General features: G+C 63.5%; 13 protein-coding genes. 4 read left to right on the top strand and 9 right to left on the bottom strand.

Annotation, left to right across the window (positions count from 1 at the left end; genetic code table 11):
* Nucleotides 1-8: 8 nt before the first annotated feature.
* On the bottom strand, nt 9-1640 hold the full coding sequence (locus GUY30_RS01005; protein WP_062239926.1) for an aldehyde dehydrogenase (NADP(+)): 1632 nt from the start codon (nt 1638-1640) through the stop codon (nt 9-11).
* Between the two features lie 5 nt (nt 1641-1645).
* Nucleotides 1646-2593 (bottom strand): 5-dehydro-4-deoxyglucarate dehydratase, encoded by a 948-nt coding sequence (locus GUY30_RS01000; protein WP_167193340.1) that lies wholly within the window; start codon nt 2591-2593, stop codon nt 1646-1648.
* Nucleotides 2594-2811: 218 nt separating this feature from the next.
* Between GUY30_RS01000 and GUY30_RS00995 the strand changes: the two genes are divergently transcribed.
* Genes GUY30_RS00995 through GUY30_RS00985 form a run of 3 tightly spaced genes read left to right on the top strand, consistent with a single transcriptional unit; the run spans nt 2812 to nt 6584 of the window.
* Nucleotides 2812-3936 carry an L-talarate/galactarate dehydratase gene (locus tag GUY30_RS00995; RefSeq protein WP_167193338.1) on the top strand — a complete coding sequence of 375 codons (1125 nt, stop codon included), beginning with the start codon at nt 2812-2814 and terminating at the stop codon, nt 3934-3936.
* 15 nt (nt 3937-3951) lie between these two features.
* The gene (locus GUY30_RS00990; RefSeq protein WP_167193336.1) at nt 3952-5232 is read left to right on the top strand and encodes a glucarate dehydratase family protein; all 1281 of its coding nucleotides are present in this window, start codon (nt 3952-3954) and stop codon (nt 5230-5232) included.
* Between the two features lie 32 nt (nt 5233-5264).
* Nucleotides 5265-6584: an Nramp family divalent metal transporter gene (locus tag GUY30_RS00985; RefSeq protein ID WP_167193334.1), complete on the top strand. Its 1320-nt coding sequence runs from the start codon at nt 5265-5267 to the stop codon at nt 6582-6584.
* Between the two features lie 116 nt (nt 6585-6700).
* Here the strand turns inward: GUY30_RS00985 and GUY30_RS00980 are convergent, their stop codons facing one another.
* The 5 genes from GUY30_RS00980 to GUY30_RS00960 form a co-directional block, all read right to left on the bottom strand.
* Nucleotides 6701-7636, bottom strand: a complete 936-nt coding sequence (locus GUY30_RS00980; protein WP_167193332.1) for an NAD(P)-dependent oxidoreductase — start codon at nt 7634-7636, stop codon at nt 6701-6703.
* A gap of 94 nt (nt 7637-7730) precedes the next feature.
* Nucleotides 7731-8126 carry a universal stress protein gene (locus GUY30_RS00975; RefSeq protein ID WP_167193330.1) on the bottom strand — a complete coding sequence of 132 codons (396 nt, stop codon included), beginning with the start codon at nt 8124-8126 and terminating at the stop codon, nt 7731-7733.
* Nucleotides 8123-9637, bottom strand: a complete 1515-nt coding sequence (locus GUY30_RS00970) for a tripartite tricarboxylate transporter permease (protein WP_167193328.1) — start codon at nt 9635-9637, stop codon at nt 8123-8125. The genes GUY30_RS00975 and GUY30_RS00970 overlap by 4 nt, the downstream gene beginning before the upstream one ends.
* A 13-nt stretch (nt 9638-9650) precedes the next feature.
* On the bottom strand, nt 9651-10196 hold the full coding sequence (locus tag GUY30_RS00965) for a tripartite tricarboxylate transporter TctB family protein (RefSeq protein WP_228281571.1): 546 nt from the start codon (nt 10194-10196) through the stop codon (nt 9651-9653).
* Between the two features lie 10 nt (nt 10197-10206).
* Nucleotides 10207-11205: a Bug family tripartite tricarboxylate transporter substrate binding protein gene (locus tag GUY30_RS00960; protein WP_167193326.1), complete on the bottom strand. Its 999-nt coding sequence runs from the start codon at nt 11203-11205 to the stop codon at nt 10207-10209.
* Nucleotides 11206-11344: 139 nt separating this feature from the next.
* Between GUY30_RS00960 and GUY30_RS00955 the strand changes: the two genes are divergently transcribed.
* Nucleotides 11345-12220, top strand: coding sequence for a LysR family transcriptional regulator (locus GUY30_RS00955; RefSeq protein ID WP_167193324.1), 876 nt, complete (start codon nt 11345-11347; stop codon nt 12218-12220).
* Between the two features lie 80 nt (nt 12221-12300).
* Here GUY30_RS00955 and GUY30_RS00950 read toward each other — a convergent pair whose 3' ends face one another.
* Nucleotides 12301-13059, bottom strand: a complete 759-nt coding sequence (locus GUY30_RS00950) for an HpcH/HpaI aldolase family protein (protein WP_167193322.1) — start codon at nt 13057-13059, stop codon at nt 12301-12303.
* Nucleotides 13060-13235: 176 nt separating this feature from the next.
* The gene (locus GUY30_RS00945) at nt 13236-13796 is read right to left on the bottom strand and encodes a dihydrofolate reductase family protein (protein WP_167193320.1); all 561 of its coding nucleotides are present in this window, start codon (nt 13794-13796) and stop codon (nt 13236-13238) included.
* Between the last annotated feature and the right edge of the window lie 89 nt (nt 13797-13885).

The following is a 13885-nucleotide window of genomic DNA, read 5'->3' as shown; positions in this document are numbered from 1 at the left end:
CGTTCCCCTCATGATCCGGCCGCACCCGTCCCGCTGAGGACGGCTCCAGCCTGGTCCGGAGTCGTCACCACACCGTCGACCATCTGCACGACCGACCACGGATTGTCGTCGGCGATCGGTTCGGGCAGCAGTCCAACCGGCACCGACTGGTATGCGACGGGGCGGAGGAATCGATCGATGGCAAGCGACCCCACCGACGTCGTGCCCGGTGCAGAGGTGGCCGGGAACGGTCCGCCATGAACCATAGCGTGTCCGACCTCCACCCCGGTGGGCCATCCGTTGAACAGGATCCGACCGCTCAGGTCCTCAAGGACGGGCAGCAGCCGTCCGGCCGCCTCGGTGTCGGCGTCGGTGGCATGGATCGTCGTCGTCAGCTGGCCTTCGATCCCGGTGAGGGTGTCGAGCAGATCATCGATTCCGTCATAGCGGACCAGCACCGAGGCGGCTCCGAAGATCTCCTCACTGAGCACCTCGTTCTCCCGCACGGCCGCCGAGGTGGCGGTGAAGACGACCGGGGCGGGGGCGTTCTGGCCCTCCCCCACGGTTCCCGTACCCACCGTGGACACGTCGTCCTGTGAACTGAGCGCGGCCACGCCGCGGTCGAACGCCTCGGCGATCGAAGGAGTGAGCATGGTCTGCCCGGTCTGCTGGGCGATCAGTTGACCGACCGCCTCGGCGAAGGCATCTCCGTCGGCACCGGTCGGCACCAGCACGAGCCCGGGTGCGGTGCACAGCTGGCCGCTCGAGCCGGTCAGCGAGGTGATGAACTGTTCGGCCACGACGCGTGCCCCGTCGCCTGCCAGGGCACCGTCGAGCAGGATGACCGGGTTGACCGAGCTCATCTCCGCATAGACGGGAATGGGGACCTTCCGTGCCTGAGCGGTCGACTGCAGGGCCAGTCCGCCGGAGCGGGAACCCGTGAAGCCGACGGCGGCGACCCGGGAATCGGCGACGAGTCGCTGACCGACCGAGGATCCCGGTCCGAAGACGAGGGAGAACACTCCGGGGTGGAGACCGTTGGCGGTGACCGCCTCGGCGATGGCCCGGCCGACGATCTCCCCGGTTCCGGGATGGGCGTTGTGGGCTTTGACGACGACGGGGCAGCCGGCGGCGAGCGCGGAGGCGGTGTCACCGCCGGCGACGGAGAAGGCGAGCGGGAAGTTGCTGGCGCCGAAGACGACGACAGGGCCGACGGGGACCTTGCGCTGCCGGATGTCCAGCCGCGGTGCCGGGGTACGGTCCGGCTGGGCGGGGTCGATGCGGGAGGCGTGGAAGTTCCCGGTCCGGACCACCTCGGCGAAGAGTCGCAGCTGTCCGACTGTACGGCCGACTTCACCGGTCAGCCGTGCCGAGGGCAGCCCGGTCTCGGACATGGCACGGTCGACGATCGCTTCGCGCACGGCTTCGATGTTGTCCGCGATCGTCTCGAGGAAGGCGGCGCGCTGGGTCGGCGTGGTCGCCCGGTAGCTGGCGAATGCCTGCGCAGCGGCATCGACGGCGGCGTCGACCTGTGCTTCGTCGAGGAACGTGTAGTCGGGGGTCAGGGTCTGCCCGGTGCTCGGGTCGACGGCGTTGGTGGTGGCGCCGTTGCCGGTGACCGGGTCCCCGGCGATGAGGGAGAGTCCAGTGAGCGCGGTCATGAGTGTCAGGCTCCGATCTTGATCTCGGTGTTGGGGCGGATCTTCGCTGCGTCGATGAGGCCGGCGAGGTCGGCGACGTCCTGGTCGCTGAGGCTGTGCAGCGGTGGGCGCACGGGTCCGGCGTCGCGGCCGATGGCTTTGAGCCCGCCCTTGACGATGGAGACTCCGTAGCCCTTGCCGCGGTCGCGGATGTCGAGGTAGGGCAGGACGAAGCGGTTGAGCTTCTCGGTCACGGCCTCGCGGTTCTGGGCGCGGACGTCGGCGTAGAAGTCGAGGGCGAATTCGGGGACGAAGTTGAACATCGCCGAGGAGTAGGTGCTCATGCCCAGCTGCAGCAGCGGCAGGGCGAAGGTCTCGGCGGTGGGCAGTCCGCCGAGGTAGAAGAGGCGGTCGCCGTTCTTCGCGTAGACCTTCGTGAGGTGTTCGATGTCGCCGATGGCGTCCTTGAACCCGATGAAGTTCGCGTGGTTGTCGGCGAGCCGGGCGACGGTGTCGGCGGAGTAGATGGCGTTGGCGCGGTTGTAGACGATGACGCCGATGTTGGTGGCTTCGCAGATCGCGGCGACGTGTTCGTAGAGACCGTCCTGGTCGCATTCGGTGAGGTAGGGCGGGAGGACGAGGACGCCTTCAGCTCCTGCGGCTTCGGCATCGCGGACGTTGCGGACGGCCTGGACGGTGGGACCGCTCGCGGAGGCCAGGACCGGAACCTCGGGACGCGAGGAGGCGACGGCGAGTTCGACGACGCGGGCTGCCTCGTCGGGGCTGAGGCTGAATCCCTCACCGGTGCCGCCCGCGGCGAAGAGACCGGCGACGTCGTAGCTGGACTGCCATTCGATGTGGCTGCGGTAGCCGGCCTCGTCGAGACTGAGGTCTGAGTTGAACGCCGTCGCAGGGAATGACAGCAGTCCGTTCTTGAGGTGAGCTGCCAGGTCCTGTGGGGAGAATTGAGCCATTGTGGTTCCTTTGCTGACTACTTCGATGGAGTGATTCGGAAGCGACTCTAGGTCGCCCGATGATGCCTGTCTAAGGCCCATACGATATCGACTCATGCACTAAAGGTATTGGTCAGATGTGGCAAAGACCGATGTTATTGACTCGGCACTTGACTCACCTGACGTCGGCCGATGACTGGGTGAGTGCACATCCGAATCGGCACGAATGAGGAGCTTCAATGGCGTACACCCCTGACGCGATCAAGACGATCACCCTGTCATCGATTCGATTGCCGTTGGCGGTGCCGATCTCCGATGCCAAGGTCTTCACGGGTCGACAGAAACCGATGACCGAAGTGGCGATGCTCTTCGCCGAGATCACCACGACCGAGGGACATTCGGGGATCGGGTTCAGCTATTCGAAGCGCGGAGGCGGTCCCGCTCAGTACGCTCATGCGAAGGAGATCGCCGAGGCGGCCCTGGGCGAGGATCCCAATGACATCGCCAAGCTCTACACGAAACTGCTGTGGGCCGGCGCTTCGGTGGGACGGTCGGGCCTGGCCACTCAGGCACTCGCCGCGATCGACGTTGCACTCTACGATCTCAAGGCGAAGCGGGCAGAGCTGCCGCTCGCGAAGTTCCTCGGCAGCCATCGCGATGCCGTGCGCACCTACAACACCTCCGGCGGGTTCCTCAACGCCTCGATCGACGAGGTGAAGGAGCGTGCATCGAAGTCGTTGGAAGATGGCATCGGCGGAATCAAGATCAAGGTCGGCCTGCCCGACAGCGCCGAAGATCTCCGCCGAGTCAGCGCAGTGCGCGAGCACATCGGCGATGCTCCCCTCATGGTCGACGCAAACCAGCAGTGGGATCGAGCGACGGCTCTGCGCATGGGCCGAACCCTCGACGAGCTCGGACTGGTGTGGATCGAAGAGCCGCTGGATGCCTATGACGTCGAGGGCCATGCCCGCCTGACGAGAACCCTCGACACTCCCATCGCCACTGGTGAGATGCTCAGCTCGGTGGCTGAGCATCGGGCACTCATCGACGCTCGGGCCTGCGACATCGTCCAGCCCGATGCCCCACGAGTCGGAGGAATCACCCAGTTCATGCGCCTGCTCACCCTCGCCGATGAAGCGGGCCTCGATATCGCTCCGCACTTCGCTATGGAGATCCACCTCCACCTCGCGGCCTGCTACCCGCGCGAGACCTGGGTCGAGCACTTCGACTGGCTCGATCCGCTGTTCAACGAACGTCTCGAGACCAAGGACGGTCGGATGATCGTCCCCGACCGCCCGGGACTCGGCATCACCCTGAGCGATCAGGCTCGGGCCTGGACCGTCGACACCGTGACAATCGGCTGAAGGATTCCGACCACCATGTCTGCTGCCAAGCGCACCCACATCGTCGACATCAATCTCACTCCCGTCGCCTTCGCTGATCCCCCACTGCTCAACGCCGTGGGAGTCCACGAACCCTTCGCCATCCGCACGATCATCGAGATCGTCACCGATTCGGGCATGTACGGCCTGGGCGAAACCTACGGCGATGAAGCTCATCAGAACCGTCTCCAACTCGCCGCCGACGCTCTCAACGGCACCGACGTCTTCGACACCAATCGAGCTCGGGCCGCCGTCGACGAGGCGATGGCCGACGATTCCACCGCCGGCGGCCACGGTATGAGCGGAATGATCACCGATTCATCGACCCTCGACCGGGTCTTCTCCCCGTTCGAAGTCGCGCTGCTCGACCTGCAGGGAAAGATCCTCGGGGTTCCGGTCTCGGACCTCCTCGGCGGCCGGGTCCGCGATCGAGTCGATTTCAGCGGCTACCTGTTCTACAAGTGGGCCGGTCACCCCGGAGACCCCGATGACAGGTGGGGCGAGGCACTCGACCCGGCGGGCATCGTGTGCCAGGCCGAGAAGATGATCGCCGAGTACGGGTTCACAGCGCTCAAGCTCAAGGGTGGCGTCTTCCACCCGGACGAGGAGGCAGCAGCGATCGAAGCTCTCGCGGAACGTTTCCCAGATGTTCCCCTGCGTATCGACCCGAATGCGGCGTGGACGGTCGAGACCTCGCTTCGCATCGCCGAACGCCTCGACTCCACTCTCGAATACCTCGAGGATCCGACGCCGGGCGTCGAAGGCATGGCGGAAGTCCGCTCCAAGGCATCGATGCCGCTGGCGACGAACATGTGCGTGGTCGCATTCGCTCAGCTGCCGGACGCCGTGGCCGCAGGCAGCATCGACGTCATCCTCTCCGACCACCATTTCTGGGGCGGTCTGCGCCGGTCCACGATGCTGGCCGGCATCGCCGAGACTTTCGGAATGTCACTGTCGATGCATTCGAATTCCCACTTGGGCATCAGTCTCGCAGCCATGCTGCACTTGGCCGGAGCGACGAAGAACATCGATTACGCCTGCGATACGCACTGGCCGTGGAAGAACCCAGAGGACGACGTCATCGTCGGCGACCCGTTCAGCTTCGTGGGCGGCAGCGTCGAGGTGCCCACGCGGCCCGGACTCGGAGTCGAATTGGATCGCGATCGACTTGCTCAGCTGCACCAGCGATACCTCGACTGCGGCATCAGAAATCGCGACGACACGGGATACATGCAGAAGTTCAACCCCGACTACAGTGCCGTGGCTCCACGCTGGTAACAGCCGAGGCCGCCGAAAGGACACATCTCACAATGAGTGCGAATAGCAACGACGCTGCCAGCACAGTCAGCTCAGACAGTTCACCCACAACCGGACCGAAGCGGCGCGGAATCCTCGGGAGCCTCCGCGAAGTCGGACCCGGGATCATCGCCGTCCTCGCCATGATGGGCGCGGGCGACCTGGTGACCGCCTCGGTGTCGGGGTCGAACTACGGATACAACCTCATGTGGCTGCTTGCGGCCTCTCTGCTCATCCGCTTCGTCATCGTCAACATCATGGGCCGCTACCAGGTCCTCAACCTCAAGAACCAGTCCATCATCGAAGGCTACCGTGATGTCGCCCGGTGGTATCCATGGGCGATCGGGATCGCCGCCGTCATCAGCGGACACCTGCTCAACGGCTACATGGTCCGCGGAGCCGGCGAGGCTCTGGCCAGCATCTTCACAGTCGGGGACCCATTCCTGTGGTCGTGCATCCTCGTGGTCGGCAGCATCTTCGTCATCGGAAAGAACGTCTACAAGACGATCGAAAGCATCATGAAGCTGCTCCTGGCGATGATGACCGTCGTCTTCCTCGGGCTCGCGATCTACAGCGTGCCCGACGTCGGTGAGATCGTCCGCGGCACCATCGGCTTCGGCATCCCGGACAATACCGGGGCGATCGGCGTCTTCGCCGTGGCACTCTCCCTCATCGGCGCGGTCGCCGGTTCGATGGCGAACTTCCTCTACCCCTACTATGTTCGCGACAAGGGATGGCGTGGGGTCGGCTTCAAGAAGCTGCAGCGCAACGACATTCTGTTCGGAATCTCCTCGGCGATCGTCATCAGCCTCTCAATCTGGGTCGTCGGTGCCGAGATCCTTCGCCCGAACGGCATCCAGGTGACCAACCTCGACGACATCTCGCAGGCGCTGACGATCCACCTCGGCGCCGTCGGCGGAATCATCTTCTACCTCGGCGCATTCGGGATCCTCTACAGCAGCGTCGTCGGCTTCGCCAACGGATTCCCGAAGATCATCGTCGACTGCTTGCACATCATCGTGCCTGCCAGGCGCGAACGCTACGGCGATCACTTCGAAGACGACCCGTCCTTCAAGTGGTTCAGCCTCTTCATCCTCGTCTCTCCGATCATCTGGGCGTTCCCCGGAATGCCCGGATTCGTCACGATGGCAGTCTTCGTCACCGGACTCCAGGCGGTCGTCGTCCCGCTCGTCGCGATCGGTCTGCTCATCCTGGCGAATAAGAAGAGTCACTTCGGAGAGCATAAAGCGAACCTCTTCGAGAACATCATCCTCGTACTCACCACCCTGCTGACGATCTGGGTGACGGTCCAGGTCGTGATCGGCTGGTTCTAGACCCGATCGACGCGCATAAACAGTTCGGCCTCGACATCGTCTCGACGATGTCGAGGCCGAACTGCTGTTGCTGTTCGCTTGGATGGCGCTGACGAAGTGACCGCGCTGACGCAGGTTCAGTAGCTGCGGTTCAGATCGATCTCGGCTTTCAGCGTCGTCCCGGATGCGAATCTGCGCAGATTCTCCTCGACGAGGCACGCAAAATTCTCCAGCATCCGATTCCGCGGATTGGCGACATGCGGAGTGATGAGCACGTTGTCCATGCCCCACAGCGGATCCTGGGACGGCAGCGGTTCGGGATCGAAGACATCCAGTCCTGCTCCGCCGATGATCCCACGACGCAGCGCATCGGTCAGCGCTGCAGTATCGACGAGGTCTCCCCTGGCGATGTTGACGAGCACTCCGGGCGATCCGTCTCGTGGGTCGGCACCCAACGCGGCCAGCTGTTCTGCGCCGATGAGGTGCTGCGTCTCATCCGTCGACGCTCCTGCCAGTATGGCGTCATCGGCAGCCGCGAGTGCTTCATCGAGTTCTCGCGAGGTCACTGTCCGCTCTGCGCCGTAGACTTCTCGACCCGAACGGTTGATGGCGATCACTGTGGCCCCATGTGCCGTGAGCAGGGGAATCATCGACCGTCCTATGGAGCCGGCACCGACGATCGCAACATTGCGCCCACACAAGGAGCGGACTGTGCCCCAGGTCTGTTCTTTCAACCAGGAGCCTGCCCGAGCGTGCAGTGCGAATTGGCGCAGACAGCCGAGGAGCAGAGCCACTGCATGCTCGGCGACATCGGCACTGTACGCACCCACCGCTGATGTCCACGTGCGCTGCGAATCGATCCGCCCTGATTCGATCCATGGCCTGACGCCAGCCGATTTGAGCTGGACCCACTCGATAGTGCTCGGCAGGTCTTGAGGGAAGCCGGTCTGGTCCGAACCCGTCCAGACCAGTGCTTGGGCATCGTCGAGCGCTGTGACGACGGCACCTGCTGATTGCAGCGCATTGTCGAGGTAGGTATTCGACGTCGGCAGTACTGCCACTTTGAGAGTCATTTCAGCTCCATATTCGGTTGGTTGGCACAGTTGTGGGCCTCGCAGGCGTAAGGCCGGTACCAACGTTGCTGGTACCGGCCTTGAGAGAAGTTATTCAGCTGCTGACTTTGACGGCCATGACGGGCACGTCCGCCTGCAGCAGAATCCGTTGCGCGGAGGAGCCCATAATGAACTTTCCGACCTGCGACCGCTTGCGCATTCCGATGACGACGAGGTCGACGGACCAGGCGTCCGCAGCTTCCAGCAGCGAGTCGACGACGTCATCCTCGTGGGCAAGGGTGAACACTTCGACATCGACTCCCGCTTCTTCCGCCCTGGACTTCACCGCTTCGAGGTCAGCGTCATCTGCCACTGTGCCTTCGACGAGCGGGCCGGTTTTGCGTGAGTTCGCGATCCGCAGCTTCACTCCCCTCCAGTTCGCCTCTTTGATGGCCGCGTCGACGGCGGCCTCTCCCGTCGGGGACGGAACGTATCCGACCAGAATGCTCATGACACGAGCTCCTTGCTCTTTGACTTGGCTTTGGCGTTGCCGAGCATCTTCTGAATGATCGGCAGGAGGATGACGACCAGGAACACGAAGAGCAGAGTGACCGTGATCGGGCGGCTGAATACCCCGCCGAGGTCGCCTTCGAAGAGGATGAGCGAACGGCGCACACTCGATTCGAGCAGTTCGGCCAGCACGAAGGCCAGGACGAGCGGTCCCGGCTCGAATCCGGTCTTCTTCATGAGGTACCCGATGATCCCGAAGAGAACGACGAGTCCGACGTCGAAGACCGAGTTCTTGATCGTATAGGCGCCGATCAATGTGATGAGCACGGTGATCGGGGCGAGGATCGCCGGTCGGACGCTGAGGATCTTGACGAAGACGCCGATCAGCGGGATCGCCATGATGAGCAGCAGGATGTTGCCGATGTACATCGAGTTGACGACGCCCCAGAAGAGCTCGGGTTCGTCAGAGACCAAGAGCGGTCCTGGGGTGATGCCCTGGATGAGAAGAGCACCGAACATCAGCGCCATGGTGGCATTGGCAGGGATGCCGAGGCTCAGCAGCGGAATGAAGGACGAGGTCGCGGCGGCGTTGTTCGCGGATTCGGGTCCGGCCACGCCTTCGATGGCGCCCTTGCCGAACCGCGAAGGATCCTTGGCGACCTTCTTCTCCACACCGTAGGCGGCCAAGGAGGAAATGGTGGCGCCGCCACCGGGAAGAATGCCCAGCAGGAAGCCCAGGATCGAGCCGCGTCCGATCGCCGGGGCGGACTGTTTGAGTTCGCCCTTCGTCGGCCACACCCGCTTGGGCTTCTCCGGCGTGGCCATCGCCTTGTGGCGTTCTTCGAGGTTGTAGAGGATCTCGCCGAGGCCGAAGAGTCCCATGGCCACGGTCACGAAGTCGATGCCGTCACTGAGGTTGAGGTTGTCGAAGGTGAACCGTTCGGTTCCGGTGAAGACATCGCGGCCGACCATCGCAAGGAACACTCCGATGGAAGCGGCGATCAGCGCCTTGACCTTGTTGCCGGAACTGATGGTGGCAACCAAGGTGACGCCGAGAAGCGACAGTGCTGCGTACTCAGGCGGTCCGAAATCGAGCGCGAAACCGGCGATCAGCGGCGCCAGGAAGGTCAGCCCGAGGATAGCTGCGGTACCGCCGATGAACGAACCGATGGCGGCGACTCCGAGGGCCGCTCCGGCACGTCCCTGTTTGGCCATTTGAAAGCCATCGAAGACAGTGACGACAGCGCTGGCTTCACCGGGCAGTCGCAGCAGCACCGAGGTGATCGTGCCGCCGTATTGTGCCCCGTAGAAGATGCCGGCGAGCATGATGATGGCAGTGACCGGTTCGATACCGAAGGTCATCGGCAGAAGGATGGCCATTGTCGCGGCAGGTCCGAGTCCGGGAAGCACACCGATGAGCATGCCGACGAGGACGCCGATGAAACAGTACAGAAGGTTTCCGGGTTCGAGGACGGTGCCGAACCCTTCGAGGACTGGAGTGAATATGTCCATGTGTTCGTCCTCCTCAGAAGAGATGCGGCAGCTGGGTGCGGAGTGCCACGACGAAGATGAGATAGAAGACTACGACGGTCAGGACCGAGTAGAGGATTGCCGATCGCCAGGATTCCCCGCCCAGCCACTTCATCCAGACGAAGGACAGAAGAAGCGCGGGAATCTCGAATCCGATCAGGGGAAGCACGGCGACGAACACGAGGAGACTGATGACTCCCCACACGACCGTGACCGAGTAGCGGCTGAACTTCTCACCGTCGCCGCCCCGGCGGCCCAGTACGATCTGGGCCGCCGAGAGGACTGTTGTGATCAGCGAGACGACGAAGGGGAAGAAGCCCGGAGCCGGATCAGTCAGACTGCCGAGGGAGAGGTTCACCGACAGCACCATTCCGGCGATGCCGAAGACCAGAGTCAGGACGCAGGCAACGAGGTTGGCGATCCCTCCGGCGGGTTCCGGAGCCTCTTCCTCCCACAGCGCGAGGAGCTCCTCGGGGGTCTCTGCGTCATCACCTACGGCCTGAATGTCTGACCGGGCGTCACTGCTATCGGACGTGTCCACGGTCAGCCGATCAGTCTGCGAGGTCGATGTCATATTCGTCAACCAGTTTCTTGTAGCGGTCTGCCAGGTCTGCCCATTCGGCGGCCACCTCGTCGCCGGGGATCTCCTTCGGCGTCAGCAGGTTCTTCTCGTTGAACTCCTTGTAGGCGTCCGTTTCGAAGGTGGCCTTGAACGACTTGTCGAGACGTTCCACGACGGCGTCCGGGGTGTCCTTCGGTGCCACTACTGCCCGATACTGGGAGACCGGGATGTCATAGCCTTCTTCTGTAGCCGTCGGAACGTCCTTGAGGAATTTGTTCCGCTCCTCGGAGAAGACCATGATCGGCACGAGCTTGCCGGCGTCGATGTGCGGTTTCGCCTCACCAAGCTGGACCGTCGAGACATTCACCTGGTTTCCGAGAGTCGCAGTCACAGCGGGTGCCCCGGAGTCGAACGGAACCTCCTTGAAGTCGGTGTCGATCTGCGCCAGCAGAAGGCTCTGCGCCAGCTGCGAGCCGGTACCGACGCCCGCCGTGCCGAAGGAGAGCTTCTTGTCGCTCTTCTTGATGTCATCGACGGACTTCACGCCGGCATCGGGGTTGGCGACCAGGACGTAGTCATCCTGAGAGACACCGGTGATGACCTCGAAGTCATCGATGCTCACAGCTTCATCTTCACCGACAGCCAGCGGCGTGATCGTAATGAGCGAAGCGTTGAGAGTTGCGAGGTTGTAGCCGTCCGGCTTGGCTGCCTGGACTTCCTTGGCCGCCAGTGTGCCGTTGGCACCGGGCTTATTGATCACCGGCATGGCCTGACCGAGGTCGGACGAAGCACTGTCGGCCAACGCACGGGCGATGAGGTCCGTGGAACCTCCTGCTGCCGCTCCGACAGTGATGGAGACTTCCTTCGTCGGATAGTCTTCTTCACCGCCGCCACCTGCGGTGACGTTGCCACCACATGCTGAGAGAGCGAGGGCCACCACGGAGCCGAGGGCCAGCGGCCCGACAACTCGTTTGGAGATGTTCTGCATTTTCTGGTCCACTCCTTTTCCAGCTCACTCGATACTTCTGCGTATCTGTTGAGCACTTCGGAATGAGCCTAAGAAGCGTCAATAATATTGTCTATGATGATATCTGCATGAAGTAATGCTCGAAAGGTATTGTCGTTCCATGTACACATTGGACCAGGTTCGGTGCTTCGTCGCGGTCGCCGAACACCTGCATTTCGGCAAAGCCGCTGAGGCCCTCTCGATGACGCAGCCTCCGTTGAGTCGGCAGATCCAAAAGCTGGAACGATTCGTCGGGGTCGACCTGCTCGAAAGAGACAACAAGCGCGTCACCCTCACTGCAGCTGGGGAAGCGTTCCTCGACAATGCGCAGGTGCTGCTGGCCATGGCCGACAGAGCTCCGCAGGACGCACGTCGTATCGCCTCGGGCCAGTGGGGACGACTGAGCATCGGCTTCACGGCCGCGAGCGGCTTCGGCATCCTCGGCAGTCTGGTCACCGCCATTGAGGAGAACTTCCCCGGCATCGACCTCGACCTCTATGAGATGGTCACCGGCGAACAGTTGGAGAATCTCGCGGAGGGCCGCATCGACCTCGGACTGGGTCGGTCAGATACGACCCCCAGCTTCATCAACTCAGAACTGCTGCTGGCCGAACGGCTGCTGCTCGCCATCCCGGACGGGCACCGTCTGATGGACTTGGAACGGCCGCTGCGCAAGGACGATGTGACCGGGGAGCCGCTGATCATGCATTCGGCGACGAAGGCGACTTCCTTCTACGACCTCATCATTCGTCACTTCCCGATCGACCATCACATGGTGAGGCATTCGATCAGTCAGGTGCTGACGATGATCAACCTCGTCGCCGACAACCACGGGCTGGCCTTCGTCCCGGAATCGGCATCGCTCGTCAGTGTGCCCGGAGTGCACTTCCGACCCTTTGAGGATCTGCCCGAGGAGATCGTCGAGCTCAAGGCGATGTGGAACACCCAATCGAAGAACCCCGCCCTGCAGCAGGTCATCTCCCTCCTCCGCTCCTAACCCCTCTTACTACCTGACGGCGGCCCAGATACCTCGCGCGAGGTTGCTGAGCCGCCGTCAGGTAGTAATTGGGGAAAGTTTCATCCCCGGGCTGCGCCCAGGTCCTCGCGGAAGGCTCGGCCCGCCGCACCCAAATCACCACATGAGGTGATGAAACGGAAGCCCTGTTCCTTGCGCAGCTTCGCCTCCTCGCCGTTTCCGCAGTGGATTCCCGGGACCACTCCGGCAGCGTCGGCGGCAGTGCGGATCCGCACGAGCGCCTCGGCGTGGGCCTCGTTCGGCTGGCCGGGCAGTGCGCCGACGGCGAACGCGAGGTCGGCCGGACCGACATAGACTCCGTCGATTCCCGGCACGGCGCAGATGTCCTCGACCGCGGCCAGGCCCTCCTCGTTCTCGATCATGACGAACAGCAGAGGCCTCTCGTCCCGAGTGTCCTGCACGGCGTCGTGCATGATCTCGTACGTCGGCCCCCACGAACGATCCCCGCCCCGCGAGGGATAGTCGAGCGCAGCCACGGCGGCCTGCGCCTCGTCGACCGAGGAAACGAGCGGGACGATGATCGCCTCGACTCCGGCGTCGGCGAGCGCCCCGATCTCCGTGAATCGGTTCGCCGCGACCCGCGCCGTGACGAGCGCGTCCCCGCTGGCACGCACCGCATCGGTCAGCCGCAGCACGTCGGTCGGCCGCACCAGCCCGTGCTGCAGATCGAGGCAGACATAGTCGAACCCGACCGCCGCCCCGGCCTTCGCCAGCTCCGGACTCGTCGACATCATCCACAGTCCGTTGTAGATCTCGCCCGCGCGCAGGCGGGCCCGATGATTCTCAATCGCAGCAGTCATGACTGCATCGAATCACGGAATCCGACCGCCCACCAGAGGTGCCCGATATCCGGATGAACCTCGTCGAGGCGGCCCACCCTTACGAACGATTCATCGATTCCTTCGCCGAGGCGGCCCCGACCATCCGTACTAGGGATCCTCCCGCACGGAACGTCGTCCCACCTCGGCGAGGGGAATCATTCGGCAGGGCTGTCTTCGAGGAGGGGGCCGATGACTCGGTGGCGGGCGATGACGAACGGGGCGCTGGACCCGACCTCGATGAGTTCGAGGTCGAGGCGGCGCGGCAACAGTGAACGTCCCTTGCCGAGAACCACCGGTGCGGTCCAGGTGATGATCTCGTCGAGAAGGCCTTCGTCGGCGAACTGTCCGGCGAGGTCGCCGCCGCCCATCACCCACAGGTCATGGTCGCCCGTGGCGGTGCACATTTCGAAGTAGTGGTCGGAGACCGATCCCTTGGCGAACCGGATGTCGGGTGTCATCCCGTCCTTCCCGGCTTCGGGCAGGCCGAGCTTCCGGTGGGTCATCACCCACGCGGGAACCTCATAGGGCCACGGCCCGTCGAGATTGCGCAGCACCCATTCGTACGTCGTGGCCCCCATGACGATTGCGCCGACTCCGTCGATGAACCCGTCGTCCGGCGGTTCTTCGGTCTGGCGCAGCAACCATTCGAGCGAGTCATTCGGGTCGGCGATGAACCCGTCGAGCGTGGTCGCGGTGTAGTAGACGGTACGTGCCACGGGCAGTCTCCTCCTGAGTCGGTCTCCCTTTCATCCTATGGGGCCTCCTGCCGAGGGTGCCGCGCGGCAGGGCACTTTTTGCAGCGCAG

Source organism: Brevibacterium pigmentatum, assembly GCF_011617465.1.
In the GTDB taxonomy this organism is placed as follows: domain Bacteria; phylum Actinomycetota; class Actinomycetes; order Actinomycetales; family Brevibacteriaceae; genus Brevibacterium; species Brevibacterium pigmentatum.
Note: the sequence above shows the minus strand (reverse complement) of the source record. Positions and strands in the feature narration are given on the sequence as shown.

What these genes read in the sequence shown, in the direction of transcription:
- GUY30_RS01005 (WP_062239926.1), bottom strand. Translation starts at nt 1,640, where the DNA reads ATGACCGCGCTCACTGGACTCTCCCTCATCGCCGGGGACCCGGTCACC.
- GUY30_RS00960 (WP_167193326.1), bottom strand. Translation starts at nt 11,205, where the DNA reads ATGCAGAACATCTCCAAACGAGTTGTCGGGCCGCTGGCCCTCGGCTCC.
- GUY30_RS01000 (WP_167193340.1), bottom strand. Translation starts at nt 2,593, where the DNA reads ATGGCTCAATTCTCCCCACAGGACCTGGCAGCTCACCTCAAGAACGGA.
- GUY30_RS00970 (WP_167193328.1), bottom strand. Translation starts at nt 9,637, where the DNA reads ATGGACATATTCACTCCAGTCCTCGAAGGGTTCGGCACCGTCCTCGAA.
- GUY30_RS00990 (WP_167193336.1), top strand. Translation starts at nt 3,952, where the DNA reads ATGTCTGCTGCCAAGCGCACCCACATCGTCGACATCAATCTCACTCCC.
- GUY30_RS00950 (WP_167193322.1), bottom strand. Translation starts at nt 13,059, where the DNA reads ATGACTGCTGCGATTGAGAATCATCGGGCCCGCCTGCGCGCGGGCGAG.
- GUY30_RS00980 (WP_167193332.1), bottom strand. Translation starts at nt 7,636, where the DNA reads ATGACTCTCAAAGTGGCAGTACTGCCGACGTCGAATACCTACCTCGAC.
- GUY30_RS00975 (WP_167193330.1), bottom strand. Translation starts at nt 8,126, where the DNA reads ATGAGCATTCTGGTCGGATACGTTCCGTCCCCGACGGGAGAGGCCGCC.
- GUY30_RS00985 (WP_167193334.1), top strand. Translation starts at nt 5,265, where the DNA reads ATGAGTGCGAATAGCAACGACGCTGCCAGCACAGTCAGCTCAGACAGT.
- GUY30_RS00955 (WP_167193324.1), top strand. Translation starts at nt 11,345, where the DNA reads ATGTACACATTGGACCAGGTTCGGTGCTTCGTCGCGGTCGCCGAACAC.
- GUY30_RS00995 (WP_167193338.1), top strand. Translation starts at nt 2,812, where the DNA reads ATGGCGTACACCCCTGACGCGATCAAGACGATCACCCTGTCATCGATT.